Consider the following 17,632-nt stretch of genomic DNA (forward strand, 5'->3'; position numbering starts at 1 on the left):
CGTGGCCGCCCCCGCCCCCGCCCCCGCCCCCTCGCCCGCGCCCGCCCCCGCGCGAACCGGCATCGACTTCCGCACAGCGCTCCAGCCCATCGACGGATTCGGCTTCTCGATGGCCTTCCAGAGGGCCGACCTGCTGCACGGCGCGCGCGGCCTCAGCCCGGCCAAGCAGCGCGAAGTGCTCGACCTGCTGCTCAGCAAGGACAAGGGCGCGGGCCTCTCGATCCTGCGCCTGGGCATCGGGTCGTCGACCGACAGGGTCTACGACCACATGCCGACGATCCTGCCGACCGATCCCGGCGGGCCGGACGCCACACCGAAGTACGTCTGGGACGGCCAGGACGGCGGCCAGGTCTGGCTCGCCAAGGAGGCCAAGGCCTACGGCGTCAAACGGTTCTACGCCGACGCCTGGAGCGCCCCGGCCTTCATGAAGACCAACAGCAGCGAGAACAACGGCGGTGAGCTGCTGGCCGAATGGCGCCAGGCCTACGCGAACTACCTGGTGCAGTACGCGAAGTTCTACCGTCAGGAAGGCATCGGGATCACCGACCTGGGGTTCACCAACGAGCCCGACTGGACGGCGACCTACGCCTCGATGCGGTTCACCCCGCAGCAGGCCGTCGACTTCCTCAAGGTGCTCGGGCCGACCGTCCGCGCGTCCGGACTGAAGACCGGGCTGGTCTGCTGCGACGCCGCGGGCTGGGACCGGCAGGTCGCCTACACCGAGGCCATCGAGGCTGACCCCGCCGCCGGCAAGTCCGTACGGACCGTCACCGGCCACCGCTACAGCGGTCCGACCGCGGTCCCGCAGCCGACCGACAAGCCCGTGTGGATGTCGGAATGGTCCCCGGACGGCGCCACCTGGAACGAGAACTGGGACGACGGCAGCGGCTACGACGGTCTCGCTGTCGCCGCCGACATCCAGAACACCCTGACCACCGGCAACGCCAGTGCCTACGTCTACTGGACCGGCGCGTCCCTCGGCGCGACCCGGGGGCTCATCCAGCTCGCCAACCCCGGTGACGACTACCGGGTGTCCAAGCGGTACTGGGCCCTGGCCGCCTTCAGCCGCTTCATCCGACCCGGCGCCGTCCGCGTACCGGTCACGAAGGCCGACCCGGCACTGCAGATCACGGCCTTCCGCAACGCCGACGGCAGCCGCGTGATCGAAATCCTCAACACCGCGACCACCGAAAGCTCCACCGAGTTCTCCCTTCGCGGCGGGCACGACCGGCACCCCGACGGCTACGTCACCGACGGGACCCGCTCGATCACCCCGGCCGACATCGTCTCCACGCACGGCACGACCCTCACGGCGAAGCTCGCTCCGCGCGCGCTGACCACGATCGTCCTCGACTGAACCGCACGCACCCCGAGGAGCAACCCGCCATGTCCGTACACATGCCCGTTCCCATGTCCCGGATCCTCACCGCCCTGTCCGCCGCCATCTGCCTGTCGGCCGGTCTCGCCGCGGCGCCCGCAGCCGCCGAGCCCCGTCCCAGGACGCTTGGCGAACTGGCCGCGAAGCACCACAAGTACTTCGGCTCCGCCACCGACAACCCCGAGTTCACTGACGCCGCCTACCTCAAGCTCCTCGGCAGCGAATTCGGCCAGACCACCCCCGGCAACGCCATGAAGTGGTACGCCACCGAGCCCGAGCGCGGCGTCTTCGACTTCACCGAAGCCGACAAGGTCGTCGCCTTCGCCAAGTCCCACCACCAGAAGGTCCGCGGCCACACCCTCATCTGGCACAACCAGCTCCCCGCATGGCTCACCGAGGGCACCTGGAGCGCCGACGAGCTGCGTGCCATCCTCAAGAACCACATCCAGACGGAGGTCCGGCACTTCAAGGGCCAGGTGATCCACTGGGACGTGGTCAACGAGGCCTTCAACGAGGACGGCACCTACCGCGAATCGCTCTTCTACAAGACGCTCGGCCCCGGCTACATCGCCGACGCCCTGCGCTGGGCCCACGAGGCCGACCGGCACGCCAAGTTGTACCTCAACGACTACAACGTCGACGGCATAGGCCCCAAGAGCGACGCCTACTACACCCTGATCAAGCAGTTGAAGGCCGACGGGGTCCCGGTGGAGGGCTTCGGCATCCAGGGCCACCTGGCGCTCCAGTACGGCTTCCCCGGCGACGTCCAGCAGAACATGCAGCGCTTCGCCGACCTCGGCGTCGACGTCGCGGTCACCGAGCTCGACATCCGGATGGCCCTCCCCGCGACCCCGGAAAAGCTCGCCACCCAGGCCACCTGGTACGCCGACTACGTCAAGGCCTGCCTGGCGGTCAAGAAGTGCGTCGGAGTCACCATCTGGGACTACACGGACAAGTACTCGTGGATCCCCTCCGTCTTCCCCGGCGAGGGCGCGGCGCTGCCCTACGACGAGAACCTGCTGCCCAAGCCCGCCTACTACTCCATCAAGGAGGTGCTTGGCGGATGATCAGGACGGCGATCGTCGGAACGGGGGGGATCGCGGGCATCTGCCACGTCCCTGCCCTCCGCGCGCAGGCGCACCGGGCCCGGATCGTGGCAGCCGTCGACGTGGACGCCGCGCGCGCCGAGCAGTTCGCGGCCGAACACGGCATCCCCGCGGTCTACACCGACCTGCACACCATGCTCAAGGAGCAGAGCCCGGACCTCGTGCACCTGTGCACGCCTCCGTTCCTGCATGCCGAACAGGCCGTGGCCTGCCTGGCGGCGCAGGCGTGGGTGTGGTGCGAGAAGCCGGTGGCCCTGTCGCTGGCCGAGCTCGACCGGATCCGCGCCGCCGAAGGGCCCGCCCACGCGGGCGCGGTGTTCCAGCACAGGTACGGCTCGGGGTCCCGGTACCTGCGCGACCGGATCACGGCCGGGACGCTGGGCCGACCGCTCGTCGCGCAGTGCGTCACGGCGTGGCACCGCGACGACGCCTACTACGACGTGCCCTGGCGCGGAACCTGGGAGAGCGAGGGAGGTGGCCCGACCCTGGGCCACGGCATCCACCAGATGGACCTCATGCTCGCGGTGCTCGGCGAATGGACCGAGGTGCGCGCGATGGCCGGCCGCCTCGCACGCGAAGTCCAGACCGAGGACGTGTCCGCAGCCCTGGTCCGGTTCGACAACGGGGCCGTCGCGACGGTCGTCAACAGCGTCCTCTCCCCCCGGGAGGAGAGCTACCTGCGCTTCGACCTCACCGACGCCACGGTCGAGCTGCGGCACCTGTACGGCTACTCCAACGCGGACTGGACCTTCACCACGAGGTCGCCGGGCGTGAAGTGGGAGCTGCCGGACGACGTGCCCAGCTCGCACACCGCCCAGCTCGCGGCCTTCCTGGACGACTACGAGGCGGGGACCCGGCCCGATCTCGGCAGGCCCACCATGGAACTGGTCACCGGCTTGTACAAGGCCGCGATCACCGGCCTGCCGGTCCGGCGCGGGGAGATCGACGCGGCCGACCCGTACTACGTCTCGCTCAACGGCGGGCGCCCGGGGGTGTTCCGGTGACGTTCGAACTCCTCCAGAACGAGGACTCCCTGACCGTCCGGGCACGCGACGTCGACCTCTTCCGGTACGTACACCGATCGGTCATGGACCCCTTCGAGGCGCCGAAGCCCTACCTGCATCCGGTGCGCACGCTCGCCGGCGACGTGGTCACCGGGTACCGGCCGCACGACCACCGCTGGCACAAGGGCATCCAGATCACGGCGTCGTGGGTGTCGGGGCAGAACTTCTGGGGCGGCGGCACCTACCTGCGCGGCCAGGGCTACGTGGACCTGCCGAACCTCGGCACGATGCACAGCCTCGCCGTGTCCGCCGAAACGGGCCCCGGCCGCGCCGTGATCACCGAAGCCCTGGCCTGGATCACGATGGCGGGGGAGCACTGGATCGACGAGCGCCGCACGCTGACCGCACACGATGTAGGGGCCGACTTCTGGACCCTGGACGTCACCACCTCGCTGACCAACGTCCGCGACAGCGATTTGGTGTTCGGCAGCCCCGGCACGCAGGGCAGAGAGCTCGCCGGATACTCCGGCCTGTTCTGGCGCGGCCCGCGCGAGTTCACCGGCGGCGAAGTGATCGGCCCCGCGATGGGCGAGCAGGGCGACTGGCTGGCCTTCATCGGCGCGCACGACGAGGTCGACCGCTCCTCCGCGCTCCTGTTCCTGGACGACCCCGACGCCCCCTGCCACTGGTTCGTCCGCAGTGAACCCATCCCCGCCGTCAACCCGTCCCTGGCGTTCGACAAGGAACTGCCACTGGCCCCCGGCGACACCCTCTCGCGCCGCTACCGGATCGTCGTGGCCGACGGCGCGTGGACCGCCGGGCGCCTGTCCCGCCACATCGCGGAACACCCGTGGTGACCCCGCTCCCCGGCGGCGTGGGGATCTCCGGGTTGACCGTCTACGACTGGGAGGCCGCCGACGGGCTGTGCGGCGGCACGCCGCACATGCACCTCGTCTGCTCCGAGGCCTACGTCGTCATCGACGGCGCGGGCAGCGTACAGACCCTCACCACCTCCGGTTTCGACGAGACCCCACTGCTCCCCGGCGACGTCGTCTGGTTCACCCCCGGCACGATCCACCGCCTCGTCAACGACGGAGGCCTGCGCCTCGTGGTGCTCATGCAGAACGGAGGACTCCCCGAGGCGGGCGACGCCGTCTTCACCTTCCCGGCGCCCGTGCTGGCCGATCCCCAGGCCTACGGCAGGGCGGCCGGCCTGAGCGGCGACCGTTCCGCGGCCGCCCGCCGCCGCCGCGACCTGGCACTGGAGGGTTTCCTCGCCTTGCGCGAAGGGGGGCTCGGGGAGTTCCACATCGCGGCCAGACGCCTGAAGAGCGACCTCCTGGACGCCTGGCGGGTCCGCTGGCGTGACGGCGCCCTCGCCGCAGCCGTCACGACCGGCCGTCAGCTGGAACGGCTGAAGGCCGGAGACCTCTCCCACCTCGACCACGGCGCAGTGTCACGGCTGGAGTGCCCAGAGCACCAACGCTTCGGCATGTGCGGCCTCCTCCACACCTATCCCGTCCCCGACTCCTCGACGCGTCCGCCCCGCGGTCCGTCGGGGTCACCCCGCCCCCACTCCCCGAAGGAGCCCTTCTGATGAGGTCTCGCCCTCCATCCCCGGCCCACCTGAGACGACGCCTGCTCGCCGTCCTTATGCCCTTGCTGCTCCTGGTCGCCTTCCTCGGTGTGCAGCCCGCCGGCGCGGCGACGGCAGTCGACCCCAACGCCTCGTACGTGCTGGTCAACCGCAATAGCGGCAAGGCCCTGGACGTCTACAACCTGGCGACCAACGACGGGGCCCGCATCACGCAGTGGACCCGTAACGATCAGAACCAGCAGCAGTGGCAGTTCGTCGACTCCGGCGGCGGTTACTACCGCATCAAGTCCCGCCTCTCCGGCAAGGTGCTGGACGTCCAGAACGGGTCCACCGCGAACGGCGCCGCGATCGTCCAGTGGGCCGACGTGAACGGCACCAACCAGCAGTGGCGGCTGGCCGACAGCTCGGACGGCTACGTGAGGCTCATCGCGCGCCACAGCAGCAAGGCCCTCGAAGTGCAAGGCGGCTCCACCGCTGACAACGCGAACATCGTCCAGTACGACGACTGGGGCGGCACCAACCAGCAGTGGCAGCTCGTCCGGGTCGGCGCCGGCACTCCCGGCTCGTGTGCTCTTCCGTCGTCCTACCGCTGGACCTCGACGGGCGCGCTGGCGCAGCCCAAGCCCGGGTGGGCCTCGCTCAAGGACTTCACCGTCGTCCCCTACAACGGCAGGCAACTCGTCTACGCCACGACCCACGACACGGGGAACAACTGGGGCTCGATGAACTTCAGCCCGTTCACCAACTGGTCGGAGATGGCCTCCGCCGGCCAGAACACGATGTCGACCGGCACCGTCGCGCCGACGCTGTTCTACTTCGCGCCGAAGAACATCTGGGTGCTCACCTACCAGTGGGGTGCGACCGCGTTCTCCTACCGGACGTCGAGCGACCCCACCAACCCGAACGGCTGGTCGTCACCGCAGGAGCTCTTCTCCGGAAGCATCGGCGCCGGAGCGGCACCCATCGACCAGACGATCATCGGTGACGACCAGAACATGTACCTGTTCTTCGCCGGTGACAACGGCAAGATCTACCGGGCGAGCATGCCGATCGGGAACTTCCCGGGCAGCTTCGGCTCCTCGTACACGACGGTCATGAGCGACACGGTGAAGAACCTGTTCGAGGCGCCGCAGGTCTACAAGGTCAAGGGCCAGAACCAGTACCTCATGATCGTCGAGGCTCGGGGTGCGAACGAGCAGCGCTACTTCCGCTCGTTCACGGCCTCCAGCCTGAACGGTTCGTGGACCCCGCAGGCCGCCACCGAGAGCAACCCCTTCGCCGGCAAGGCCAACAGCGGCGCCACCTGGACCAACGACATCAGCCACGGCGAACTGATCCGCACCAGCGCCGATCAGACCATGACCGTCGATCCCTGCAACCTGCAGTTGCTCTACCAGGGACGCAGTCCCAGCTCCGACGGCATCGACTACGGCCTCCTGCCCTACCGGCCGGGTCTGCTGACACTGCAGCGCTGAGGGCGTGACACGGGTGCGGCTCCGTAGTGGAGCCGGAGTGGCGGGCTCGGCGCAAGGCCGAGCCCGCCCGTGCACGACGTCGGTCGCCTCGTCCAGGAGTGCAGAGACTTCAGTTCACCCGCCCACGACCGGGCATCAACCAGTTCCCCACCCATGACCAAACCAACGAGCGGCCTGCCCAACCGTCACGCCAAACACCGTTGCAGTACTAAGTCGATCGGCACGAAGGCGGCAGCCGCCGACAGCCATGTCATGGACTGCTCATCCACAGGTACTTACCTTGTTCGTTATGGTCTGACCTCGAACGATGCCCCTGACGCGTTCGCGCGTAGCTGGATTCCGGGGACGTGGACACGGCCTTCGCCTGATCCTGTGCCCCGACAAAGAGGCACTGACCAGCACGAAGGCAGGACCTGACCGGCAGAGGATCTTGCGTTCGGTAAAGTTCCGCGTGCGCCGGGCAGGTGCCGCAGCGCGGGCCGAAACCGACTGTAGGGGGAGCGAGTTGGACACCGTCTTTCATCCGCTGGAGGTCGACGACCCGCGGTCCGTGGCCGGATACCGCATCGCGGCCAGGCTCGGCGCCGGCGGTATGGGCAAGGTGTACCTCTCGTACACGCCGGGCGGACGGTCCGTCGCGATCAAGGTGATCCGGCCGGAGTTCGGCGAGGACGCCGAGTTCCGCCGCCGCTTCCGGCAGGAGGTGCGGGCCGCCGAGCGCGTGCAGGGGCTCTACACCGCGCCGGTGATCGACTCCGACACCGAGGGCCGCCGCCCCTGGCTCGCCACGGCCTACGTCCCGGGGCCCTCCCTGGCCGACGCCGTGCAGCGGCACGGCGGGCTGCCCGTACCCACCGTGCTGCTCCTGGTCGCGGGAGTCGCCGAGGCCCTGCAGGTCATCCACGCGGCCGGCATCGTCCACCGCGACCTCAAGCCGTCCAACGTCCTGCTCGCGGGCGACGGGCCCCGCGTCATCGACTTCGGCATCGCGCGGGCCGCCGACGCGACCGCCCTCACCGGCAGCGGCGTCACCATCGGCACCCCGACCTTCATGGCACCCGAACAGGCCGCGGGCGGTGCGGTCACCCCGGCCACCGACATCTTCGCGCTCGGCCAGGTCGCAGCGTACGCGGCGACAGGCCTGCCCGCGTTCGGCGAGGGCACCTCGCACGGGGTGCTCTACCGCATCGTCCACGAGCAGCCCGACCTCACCCGGCTCCCGGCCCAGCTGCATGAGTTGGTGACCCGCTGTCTCGCCAAGGACCCGGCGGCCAGGCCATCGGTCGACGAGGTCCTCGCGCTGTGCCGGGCCGCCAACGGCGACGCGCCGCTGCGCCGCCCCGAAGCCTGGCTGCCCGGCGCGGTCGCCGCCGACATCACGCTGCGCGCGGCGGCGCCCGCACCGCCCGAAGTGACCCAGGTTACGGCGGCCCCGGCACCGGCACCGCCCGGCCACGAGCCGACGGTGACCGCCGTGCCCGCCGCGCCGCCCGCCGTCCCAGGCGCGTACGGACCGCCGACGCCACCCCCGCCGGGCCCCTACGCTCAGCCGTCGATTCCAACGGCCTCCCCGCCCCGGCCGTCCGCGGCGGGCCGCCCGAACCGGCGGCCGGGCGTCGCCGTGGCGATCGGGCTCGCCCTGGCGCTGCTCGTCGGCGGAGGTGTGTACCTCGTGAGCCGCAGCTCCGGCAGGGAAGAACAGGCCGCCGAAAAGGGGAAGGGGGCCTCGTCCGCCCCGAAGGCCTCGCAGCCGCCGGCCGGCGTAGCCAAGGCGCCGGAGCCGGTCACCCGCACGGGCATCAGCCTGCCGGAAAACTACACCCTCAGGTTCGGCGACGGTGAGCTGCGGCCGCAGGAGGCGGGCGGCTCCGCCGGCGACCTGGAGTTCGCCGGGCACTCGCTTCCGTACCGCGTGCGCACCCAGGCGGGCAACCATCTCGTGCTGCTTGACCCCGGGCAGGCCGGATCCCTGGAGACGTGCCGCGACGAGACGCGTTTCGCCGACTACATCCCGCTGGACAGGCTGTCCCCGGGCGCCCAGTTCTGTGTCCTGACCAAGGCGGGTCACATTGGCCTGATCACCTTCCGGGGGCAGACGGCCCATACCGACCCAGCCTTCCACGTCACCCTCGACGCCACCGTCTGGCGCCGGGCGGTCGCGCCCTCGTCGGCCGACTGAGCTTGTCGTTCATGCTTCGGCCCCGGACTCGACCCGAACTGATCCCGCAGCACACGCCCCGTATGTCCACGCACCGGCCGGGAGCCCCCAAGGGCCCCGGATGTCGCGTTCAAGGGCCTGGACGAAGCGGTGGACCCCTCGGCGGAGCTTCTTCGTGGCGAGTTCGGCGAACCACCGCTCGACCAGGTTCAACCACGACGAGTCCGTCGGGGTGAAGTACAGGTGGAAGCGCGGGTGGGCCAGCAGCCGCTTCTTGACCGCCGGAACCTTGTGGGTGACGTAGTTGTCCAAGATCAGGTGGACCTTGAGGTCTGCCGGTACTTCCTTGTCGAGCTTGAGCAGGAACTTCTTGAACTCCACCGCGCGGTGGCGGCGGTGCAGTGAGCCGATGACCTTGCCGGTCGCGGTGTCGAGTGCGGCGAAGAGGGTGATGGTACCTGCGCGCACTTCGTCGTGGCTGCGGCGTTCGGGCCCCCGGGCATCATCGGCAGGACCGGCTGGGACCGGTCCAGTGCCTGGATCTGCGACTTCTCGTCCACACACAACACCAGGGCCCGCTCCGGCGGGTCCACATACAGGCCGACCACGTCTCGGACCTTGTCGACGAACAACGGGTCCGTGGACAGTTTGAACGTCTCAGCCCTGTGCGGCTGGAGGGCGAAGGCCCGCCAGATCCGGGAGATCGCCGACTGCGACATCCCGGGCGCTGCGGCCATCGATCGCGTCGACCAGTGGGTGGCGTCCTTCGGCGTCTCCTCCAGCGTCTTTACGATCACACGTTCCACATCGGCGTCGGTGATCTTTCGCGGGACACCGGGCCTCGGTTCATCGCACAGGCCGCCGAGCCGGCGTTCCAGGAAGCGCCTCCGCCAGGCCCGGACGGTGTCCGTGGTGATGCCCAGCCGCCGGGCGACCTCCGCGATCGCATGCCCGTCTGCGCTCTCCAGGACGATCCGTGACCGCAACACCCAACCGTCACAGCAAACACCGTTGCAGTACTAGCGGGAACCAGTGGTCACCGGAACGCTCGTGAAAGGAGGAACCCCAGCCGATGCGCGGCTGGGGTTCCTGAAATCGAGATCGGCGTGGATCGGTCAGGTCAGCGCTGCAGGGTGAGCAGACCCGGCCGGTACGGCAGTTGGTCGTAGGGGCCGCCCGCGGTGGGGGACTTGCCCTGGTAGAGCAACTGCAGGTTGCAGGGGTCGATGGTCATGGTCTGGTCCGGGTTGTTGCGGACCAGGTCGCCGTGGCTGATGTCGTTGGTCCAGGTGGCGCCGCTGTTGGCCTTGCCGGCGAAGGGGTTGCTCTCGGTGGCGGCCTGCGGGGTCCACGAACCGTTCAGGCTGGAGGCCGTGAACGAGCGGAAGTAGCGCTGCTCGTTCGCACCCCGAGCCTCGACGATCATGAGGTACTGGTTCTGGCCCTTGACCTTGTAGACCTGCGGCGCCTCGAACAGGTTCTTCACCGTGTCGCTCATGACCGTCGTGTACGAGGAGCCGAAGCTGCCCGGGAAGTTCCCGATCGGCATGCTCGCCCGGTAGATCTTGCCGTTGTCACCGGCGAAGAACAGGTACATGTTCTGGTCGTCACCGATCAGGGTCTGGTCGATCGGGGCGGCGCCCGGGATACTGCCGGTGAACAGCGGCTGCGGCGCGGACCAGCCGTTGGGGTTGGTGGGGTCGCTCGACGTCCGGTAGATGAAGGGCCACTGACCCCACTGGTACGCGAGCACCCAGATCTTCTTGGGCGCGAAGTAGAACAGCGTGGGCGCCACCGTGGTCTGGCTCATCCCGGTCTGACCGGCCGACGCCATGTCCGGCCAGTTCGTGAAGGGGCTGAACATCATCGAGCCGTACGACGATCCCGAGGTGTTCGAGGCGTAGACCAGGTGCTTGCCGTTGTACACCACGTCGGTGAAGTCCTTCAGCGAGCCCCACCCGTTCGACGGCTGCGCCAGCGCACCCGTCGACGTCCACCGGTACGTGGACGGAAGAGCACACGCGCTGCCGGTCGGCGTCGGCGTGGTCGGGGTCGACGTCCCGGACAGGCCGGTCCACTGCTGGTTGGTGCCGGACCAGCAGGAGTACAGCTGGATCTTGGTGCGGTTGGTGGTGGCCGCGCCGACGGCGTCGAGGCACAGCCCGGACTGGACGCCGGCGATCGTGCCGTTGGTGTTGACGTTCCACTGCTGGGCGGCGCTGCCGTCGCAGTCCTCGATGACCACCGCGGTGCCGTTGCCGGTGCCCTTGGCCAGGGCGCTCAGGCACTTGTTGCCGTAGAGCATCAGCTGCTTGTCGGAGGTGTAGGTCCAGCGCTGGTTGGCCTGACCGTTGCAGTCCCACAGCTGCGCCTGGGTGCCGTTGGCGGTGGTGAAGCCATTGATGTCGATACAGCGACCCGAGGGGACGCCCTTGATCGCTCCGGTACCGGTGCCGCCGGTGGCACCGGCGGAGGCCTTGAGGGCGTTCACGACGGCGGTGTGGGCGGCTTTGGGGTTGCCGCTGTTGTCGAACAGCAGGGGGCTTTCGGCGCTGCGCCAGGAGTCGCTGTCGCGGATGCCCCATACCGTGATGCCGCTGCACCGGGCCACGGACAGGCAGGCCTTGACCGTGTTGGCGTAGTGGGTGGGGGAGGCCCCGGCGATGTCCAGCTCGGTGATCTGGACGTCGACGCCCAGGGCCGCGAAGTTGGACAGGGTGGTCTGGAAGCTGGACGGCGGGCCGCCGGCGCCGAAGTGGCTCTGGAACCCGACGCAGTCGATGGGCACGCCGCGGGACTTGAAGTCCTTGACCATGTTGTAGACGCCCTGGGTCTTGGCGTCGGTCCAGTTCTCGATGTTGTAGTCGTTGTAGCAGAGCTTGGCCGAGGAGTCGGCCGCACGGGCGGTGCGGAACGCCTCCTCGATGAAGCCGTTGCCGAGCACGTTCTGGAACACCGAGCTGCGGTGCTGGGAGGAGCCGTCGGCGAACGCCTCGTTGACCACGTCCCAGGCGTAGACCTTGCCCTTGAAGTGGGTCATCTCGGTGGTGATGTGGTTGTTCATCACGCTACGCAGCGTGTTCGCGTCGCCGATGGAGCTGACCCAGGACGGGAGCTGCGAGTGCCAGACAGTGGTGTGCCCGCGCATGCGCTGGCCGTGGGCCAGGGCATGGTTGACGATCTGGTCGGCGGGACCGAAGTTGAAATTGCCGCGGGACGGCTCGACGGCGTCCCACTTCATCTCGTTCTCCGGGGTGATCATGTTGAACTCCCGGTCCGAGATCGCGGCGTACCGCGAGTCGCCGAGCCTGCCGGCCGCCACAGCGGTGCCGAAGTACCGGCCCGACGGGGCTGCCTGCGTACCCAGGCTCGCGGCTCCGGCGGAGCTGGGGAGGAAGGTCGCGACACCGGCGACCAGCGCCGAGGCCGACAGTCCTATCGCGAATATCCGGCGGCGCCGGCTGAGCCGGTGCAGGCCCTTCATGATTCTCCTCGGCGCTCGCGGGTCACCCTGGGTGCCGTGATCGTGCGCGCATCGGCCGGTACGGCCCGATCCGCCGCGGGGTGGGTGCGGTGCAGGACGTGGGGCCGTTCCTGCGTACCGGTCGCCCGGAGTTCGTGGATGTGTCGCGTCATGGGAGGGCTTTCTTCAGGAGATGCGTCAACGGGAGAGTCGGGGAACCTGCCGCGCCGACACGCATGGTGAGCGGCGGGGAAAGCACCCCACGTTATGGAGGCCCCCGAATGCGCGGTCCCGTAACAAAAAAGTCGCGCCGCCCGGACGATTGCCCCGTGATGCATCTCGCGGCGAAAAAGCGTTATGTCGCCCAGGCCCCGCGCACGATGAAGGAAGCCTGGCCGGCGAAGGTGCGAGTGCCGTCGGAGCCGTCGAGCCGGATGCCACCGTCGCGGTGGCGCAGGACCGATCCGGGATAGTTGTGCGCGTGCAGGGTCACCGACCCGGTGACCGCCCCGGGGCTGGGACAGAAGGTGGCGTCTTCACGGAACAGTTCGCTGCCGTCGTTGGTGCTCAACTGGAGCCGCAGTTCACGATGGCGCAGATAGCGGCCGTCGGCGGCCCGGAAGGTGACGCACCGTGCGTCCGCCAGCCCCCCGACGACCGTGAAGGTGGCCCGCTGCCTCGTCTGCGTGCTGCTGGGTGCGGAGACCGGGCCGAGCGTCGCGAAGTCGTCGGCGTACGTGAGGTACAGGGCGGGGTCCTCCACGGACTCCAGCGACCGGGCGCCCAGCGGAACGGTGCCCGCTACGGCGGACGGACCCACCGGGGAGGGTCCGGCTGATGTGGCGGTGCGCGACGGTATCGGCGTGGGATCGGCGACCGTGGGAGCGGCGACCGTGGGAGCGGCGATGGCGCCGGGCGCCCGATGCTCCGGTTCGGGCCAGGCCGCGTAGGTGGCGGTCCCGGCTATGAGCACCGCGCCGGTGGCGAGGCTCACCAGCGGATGAGCGGTCACCGCGGAGAGTTTGGCGACCAGCGCGCTGTGCAGAGCGCCTCCGCCCGTAGCGGTGGCGGTGGCGACGGGGGCCGTGGCCAGCCCGGCGGCGCTCGCGGCCGTACCCGACAGCAGGCCCTTGGCGGCCAGCGCGGCGACGAGTCCGGCCGGGACGGCCAGCGGCGCCAGGCTGAGGCCCAGGGGCAGCAGTTCGGCCGGAACCCGTTCCGCGGTCGTCGCCGTGCAGAGCGGGCAGCCGCGGGTGTGCCGGGCGATCCGCTTGCGCCACACCGATCCACGCAGACCGTCCCAGCCGACGAGGGTCTCGTCCAACTGCGGACAGCGCGGGTCGGCCCCCAGCGCGGCGACGATCGTGCGGCTCACATCCAGTTGCTCGCGCATGCGTTGCAGGCGTACTCCGACGTGGGCGACGGTGAGCCCCATCGCGGCGGCGATGTCGTCACGGCTCAGCGATCCGGCGCACTCCTGCCACCACAACGACAGCAGCACCTGATGGTCCGGGTCGAGCCACCGGCCGGCTTCGAGGACCTGACGGCGCTCGTCCGATACGTGCAGACGCAGGATCGTCACGTCCTCGGGTTCGGCGCCGGCGTCCGGTAGCTGGAGCGCCTCGTCGATGACCGTGGTCCGGTCGGCGAAGGCGCGTTGCCGCTGCCAGTGGGCATTGACCTGGCGGAGCGTGATCGACACGAGCCAGGACCGGAAGCTCTCCGGAGCACGCAGGGCAGGCAGGTCGCGCACCACGCGCAGCAGGGTTTCCTGGACGACGTCGTCGACGTCGGCATGTCCGCTCAGCGTTCGTCGGACGATGTTGTAGAGCAACGGCAGGTACGCGGCGATCAGCTCCTCGCGCGCCCGATCGTCACCGGCCTGCGCCGCGACAATCAGCCCCGTGTGATCCGTATCCATGAGACCCATTCACACCTCTCTCAGGGGAGCGATCCGCCGAGTACGGCGCAACACCTTGACGTCGGCAAGGGTATGCGTGCAAAGCCTGTGCTTTGGGCCGGGGTTGACGTCCGTGTTCCAGCCGCGGCACCAGGCGTCAAACCCGACCATTGATCAACGCCTACGCGCACCTCGAGGTGCCCTGTAAAAAATCCCGGCTCAAGGCAACCCTTTGCAGGGCCTGTGACCACAAGGAGTCGGATCCGGCCGTCCGGTAGCCGGATCCACTTTTCCTCTGGTGGCATGCAAGGAGAACACCCCCCATGAAGAAACCCACGAACGACGGGCGCCGCGGGCGTCACCGCCGTCGCTGGACCGCGACCGGTCTGCTGCTCGGCGTGCCCGCCAGCGTCGTGCCGTATCTCCTGTTCGTGCAGGAGGACTCGCAGGCCGCTACGGTCGACGGCAACGCCTACTACCGGCTGGTTTCCGTACGCAGCGGCAAGGTGCTGGACGTCAACGCCTTCTCCACCGCCGACGGCACCCGCATCCAGCAGTGGACCGACCAGAACACCGCCAACCAGCAGTGGAAGCTGCGACCCACCGGGGACGGCTACTACGAGCTGGTGAACCGCAACAGCGGCAAAGTGCTGGGCATGGCGGGCGATTCGACAGCTCAGGCGGCCGCTGCCGAGCAGCAGACCGACAGCTCCTCCACCTCCCAGGAATGGCGGATCGACGACGTGAGCGGTTCCGATGCCGTCGTCCTCACCTCCCGCAGGAGCGGCCAGGTCCTGGACGTCTCCGGAGGCTCCACGGCCGACGGCGCGGCAGTCATCCAGTATCGCGGCCACGGCGGCACCAACCAGCAGTGGAAGCTGGTGAGGACGGCCGAGAGCCAGGCGCCCGGATCCGGACCGTATACGTGGCGAAACGCCCAGGTGGTGGGCGGCGGTTACGTCACCGGCTTGGTGTTCAACCCGCGGGAGAAGGGCCTGCTGTACGCGCGTACCGACATGGGCGGCGCCTACCGCTGGGACACCGGGGCCGAGCAGTGGATCCCGCTGACCGACTGGCTCGGCGAGAAGGACTGGAACCTGTTGGGCATCGACGCGCTGGCCACCGATCCGGTCGACGCCGACCGGCTCTACCTCGCCACGGGCACCTACACCAACAACTGGGCCGGCAACGGCGCGATCCTGCGCTCCAAGGACCGCGGCCGCACCTTCCAGCGCACCGACCTGCCGTTCAAGCTGGGCGGCAACGAGGACGGCCGCGGGGCGGGCGAACGGCTGGCGATCAACCCCGCGGACAACGGCACCCTGCTGCTGGGCACACGCAAGAACGGGCTGTGGCGCAGTACCGACCACGGCGCGACATGGAGCCAGGTCTCCTCGTTCCCCGTCAAGGACGGGGCGAGCAGCGGCGCGGGCATCTCCTTCGTGACGTACGGCCCGGCTGGCAGCAAGACGGTCTACGTCGGCGTTGCCGACGGGTCCACCTCCCTCTACCGCTCCACCGATGGCGGCAGCACCTGGCAGGCCGTCCCCGGGCAGCCCACCGGACAGATGCCGCAGCACGGCGTGCTCTCCGGTGACGGCTCGCTGTACCTGACGTACACCAACGCCCTCGGCCCCAACGGCGTGACGGCGGGCTCGGTGTGGAAGCACACGCCGGCCGGCGGGGCGTGGAAGAACATCTCCCCGTCCCAGGGCAGTTACGGGTTCTCCGGTCTGGCCGTCGACCCGCGCAAACCCTCCACGGTGATGGTCACCACCCTCGGCCGCTGGTGGCCGGAGGACGAGATCTACCGGACCACCGACGGCGGCACGACATGGAAGGCCCTGGCCGGCAAATCCGTGCGGGACGCCTCCGCCGCTCCGTACGTGGGAACCGGCACCGGGCACTGGATGACCGCCCTGGCCATCGATCCCTTCGACTCCGGGCACGTGCTGTACGGCACCGGCAGCGGCATCCTGCGCAGCAAGGACGCCAACGCCTCCGACAGCGGCGGCACCAGCCACTGGAGCGTGGGGGCCCGCGGGCTGGAGGAGACCGCACTTCTGGACGCGATTGCCCCGCCCGGCGGCGCCCATGTCATCACGGCCATGGGCGACCTGGGCGGATTCCGCCACGACTCCCTGACCGAGGCGGCCGCCGGGCGACTGAAGGACCCGATGATGACCAACAGCACGTCCATCGACTTCGCAGGGTCCAACCCTTCGATGATGGTCCGCGTCGGCCGTGGCGGTGCGCAGGACGGCGCCTACTCCACCGACGGCGGCCGCAGCTGGAACGGCTTCGCGTCAGAACCGGTGGCCGGCGCCGACAGCGGCCGGGTAACGCTGTCCGCCGACGGCTCGGCCATCGTCTGGACGCAGGCCGGCCAGGCCCCGTACCGCTCGACCGACAAGGGGGCGAGCTGGTCGAAGGTCAGCGGCCTGGGCGCCGACGCCGTCGTCGTCGCCGACCGCTCCTCGGCCGGGACGTTCTACTCACTGGCCGGCGGCACGCTCTACGCCAGCACCGACGGCGGGGCGACCTTCAGCGCCCGGGCCGCCAACCTGCCCGCCGACGGCCGGCTGAAGGCCGTTCCCGCAGTCGCGGGGGACCTGTGGATCGCCGGCGGTGGCCAGGGGCTCCTGCATTCCACCGACGGTGGCCGCACCTTCACCAGGCTCGCCCCGGTGAAGTCCGCCTCAGCCCTCGGCTTCGGCAAGGCCGCACCGGGTGCCTCCTACCAGGCTCTGTACCTGATCGGCACTGTCAAGGACGTCACCGGCGTCTTCCGCTCCACCGACAAGGGTGCCACGTGGCTCCGCGTCAACGACGACGCCCACCAGTGGGGCAGCATCGGCGGCACCGGCGTCATCACCGGCGACCCCGACGCCTTCGGCCGCGTGTACGTGGGCACCAACGGACGCGGCCTCCAGTACGGCGACCCGTCCTGACCCCGACGCTCCGGCAGGGCCGCAGGCACAACGTCCTGCGGCCCCGCCACGGCCGAGGGACCTGGGGAGGCGTCGCTGCCGGACGCGGAAAACCGGTTCCGCAGATCGGCCATGCCTGGAACGCCACGGTGAGCCGGTCGGGCAGCACGGTCACCGCCCGGGACGCCGGGTGGAACGGCACGCTGGAGCCCGGCGGCAGCGCGAGCTTCGGCTTCCAGGCCACGTGCTCGGGCACCAACGTGGTCCCGGCGCGCTACACGCTGGGCGGTGCACCCTGTTCCTGAACGGTCATCATGCGCTGCCCGCCCGTCGCCACGGGCGGCGGGCGGAGCGCGTCCGGGACGCGCCGCCCCGTGGCCGTGACGAGGAGTCAGGTACGGGCCAAGCGCTGATTGCTGCCGTTGGAGCAGGAGCAGAGCGGGATCAGGGTGCCGTTGCCGATGCCGGCAGCGTCCAGGCACTGACTGATGCGCCTTCGCTGAGCCCGTCGTGTGCCGGTTCCTCACGAGCTCATGTGGACCTGCATGACTGCCATGGCAAGCGGCGGAAAGCCCCTCGACGTCAAGATCCACCGGCTCGCGCGCCCGGGCGGTTGAGTCT

At 69.7% G+C, this 17,632-nt stretch carries 12 protein-coding genes and 1 pseudogene; 9 read left to right on the plus strand and 4 right to left on the minus strand.

Features of this window, described 5'->3' with window-relative positions:
* Position 1: 1 nt before the first annotated feature.
* From OG299_RS39270 to OG299_RS39300, 7 genes are all read left to right on the plus strand, one after another.
* Positions 2-1,357 carry a glycoside hydrolase family 30 protein gene (locus OG299_RS39270; RefSeq protein WP_327364256.1) on the plus strand — a complete coding sequence of 452 codons (1,356 nt, stop codon included), beginning with the start codon at positions 2-4 and terminating at the stop codon, positions 1,355-1,357.
* A gap of 29 nt (positions 1,358-1,386) precedes the next feature.
* Positions 1,387-2,445, plus strand: a complete 1,059-nt coding sequence (locus tag OG299_RS39275; RefSeq protein ID WP_327364257.1) for a glycoside hydrolase family 10 protein — start codon at positions 1,387-1,389, stop codon at positions 2,443-2,445.
* On the plus strand, positions 2,442-3,488 hold the full coding sequence (locus OG299_RS39280; RefSeq protein WP_327364258.1) for a Gfo/Idh/MocA family protein: 1,047 nt from the start codon (positions 2,442-2,444) through the stop codon (positions 3,486-3,488). Before OG299_RS39275 ends, OG299_RS39280 begins: the two co-directional genes overlap by 4 nt.
* Positions 3,485-4,345, plus strand: coding sequence for a DUF6807 domain-containing protein (locus tag OG299_RS39285; protein WP_266659503.1), 861 nt, complete (start codon positions 3,485-3,487; stop codon positions 4,343-4,345). The genes OG299_RS39280 and OG299_RS39285 overlap by 4 nt, the downstream gene beginning before the upstream one ends.
* Complete coding sequence (locus tag OG299_RS39290; protein ID WP_327364681.1) at positions 4,342-5,085, plus strand: cupin domain-containing protein; 744 nt, start codon at positions 4,342-4,344, stop codon at positions 5,083-5,085. The genes OG299_RS39285 and OG299_RS39290 overlap by 4 nt, the downstream gene beginning before the upstream one ends.
* On the plus strand, positions 5,085-6,560 hold the full coding sequence (locus OG299_RS39295; RefSeq protein ID WP_327364259.1) for a non-reducing end alpha-L-arabinofuranosidase family hydrolase: 1,476 nt from the start codon (positions 5,085-5,087) through the stop codon (positions 6,558-6,560). Before OG299_RS39290 ends, OG299_RS39295 begins: the two co-directional genes overlap by 1 nt.
* 505 nt (positions 6,561-7,065) lie before the next feature.
* On the plus strand, positions 7,066-8,739 hold the full coding sequence (locus tag OG299_RS39300) for a serine/threonine-protein kinase (protein ID WP_327364260.1): 1,674 nt from the start codon (positions 7,066-7,068) through the stop codon (positions 8,737-8,739).
* A gap of 96 nt (positions 8,740-8,835) precedes the next feature.
* On the opposite strand, the pseudogene OG299_RS39305 reads toward OG299_RS39300, so the two are convergent.
* The 4 genes and pseudogenes from OG299_RS39305 to OG299_RS39320 form a co-directional block, all read right to left on the minus strand.
* Positions 8,836-9,701, minus strand: a pseudogene (locus tag OG299_RS39305) (IS630 family transposase); the annotation flags it as partial.
* A 137-nt stretch (positions 9,702-9,838) separates the two neighbouring features.
* Complete coding sequence (locus OG299_RS39310) at positions 9,839-12,202, minus strand: non-reducing end alpha-L-arabinofuranosidase family hydrolase (protein ID WP_327364261.1); 2,364 nt, start codon at positions 12,200-12,202, stop codon at positions 9,839-9,841.
* Positions 12,199-12,354: a hypothetical protein gene (locus OG299_RS39315; RefSeq protein WP_327364262.1), complete on the minus strand. Its 156-nt coding sequence runs from the start codon at positions 12,352-12,354 to the stop codon at positions 12,199-12,201. Before OG299_RS39315 ends, OG299_RS39310 begins: the two co-directional genes overlap by 4 nt.
* A 182-nt stretch (positions 12,355-12,536) precedes the next feature.
* Complete coding sequence (locus OG299_RS39320; RefSeq protein WP_327364263.1) at positions 12,537-14,102, minus strand: sigma-70 family RNA polymerase sigma factor; 1,566 nt, start codon at positions 14,100-14,102, stop codon at positions 12,537-12,539.
* Between the two features lie 302 nt (positions 14,103-14,404).
* Between OG299_RS39320 and OG299_RS39325 the strand changes: the two genes are divergently transcribed.
* Both OG299_RS39325 and OG299_RS39330 read left to right on the plus strand, forming a co-directional pair.
* Positions 14,405-17,032, plus strand: coding sequence for an RICIN domain-containing protein (locus OG299_RS39325; RefSeq protein WP_327364264.1), 2,628 nt, complete (start codon positions 14,405-14,407; stop codon positions 17,030-17,032).
* Positions 16,924-17,316 (plus strand): cellulose binding domain-containing protein, encoded by a 393-nt coding sequence (locus OG299_RS39330; protein WP_327364265.1) that lies wholly within the window; start codon positions 16,924-16,926, stop codon positions 17,314-17,316. Before OG299_RS39325 ends, OG299_RS39330 begins: the two co-directional genes overlap by 109 nt.
* Positions 17,317-17,632 lie beyond the last annotated feature (316 nt).

Origin of the sequence: Streptomyces sp. NBC_01296 (genome assembly GCF_035984415.1) — a bacterium.
Taxonomy (GTDB): Bacteria; Actinomycetota; Actinomycetes; order Streptomycetales; family Streptomycetaceae; genus Streptomyces.

Excerpts from the sequence above, each read along its gene's own strand:
- OG299_RS39275 (WP_327364257.1), top strand. The coding sequence starts at position 1,387 with ATGTCCGTACACATGCCCGTTCCCATGTCCCGGATCCTCACCGCCCTG.
- OG299_RS39280 (WP_327364258.1), top strand. The coding sequence starts at position 2,442 with ATGATCAGGACGGCGATCGTCGGAACGGGGGGGATCGCGGGCATCTGC.
- OG299_RS39295 (WP_327364259.1), top strand. The coding sequence starts at position 5,085 with ATGAGGTCTCGCCCTCCATCCCCGGCCCACCTGAGACGACGCCTGCTC.
- OG299_RS39310 (WP_327364261.1), bottom strand. The coding sequence starts at position 12,202 with ATGAAGGGCCTGCACCGGCTCAGCCGGCGCCGCCGGATATTCGCGATA.
- OG299_RS39315 (WP_327364262.1), bottom strand. The coding sequence starts at position 12,354 with ATGACGCGACACATCCACGAACTCCGGGCGACCGGTACGCAGGAACGG.
- OG299_RS39320 (WP_327364263.1), bottom strand. The coding sequence starts at position 14,102 with ATGGATACGGATCACACGGGGCTGATTGTCGCGGCGCAGGCCGGTGAC.
- OG299_RS39325 (WP_327364264.1), top strand. The coding sequence starts at position 14,405 with ATGAAGAAACCCACGAACGACGGGCGCCGCGGGCGTCACCGCCGTCGC.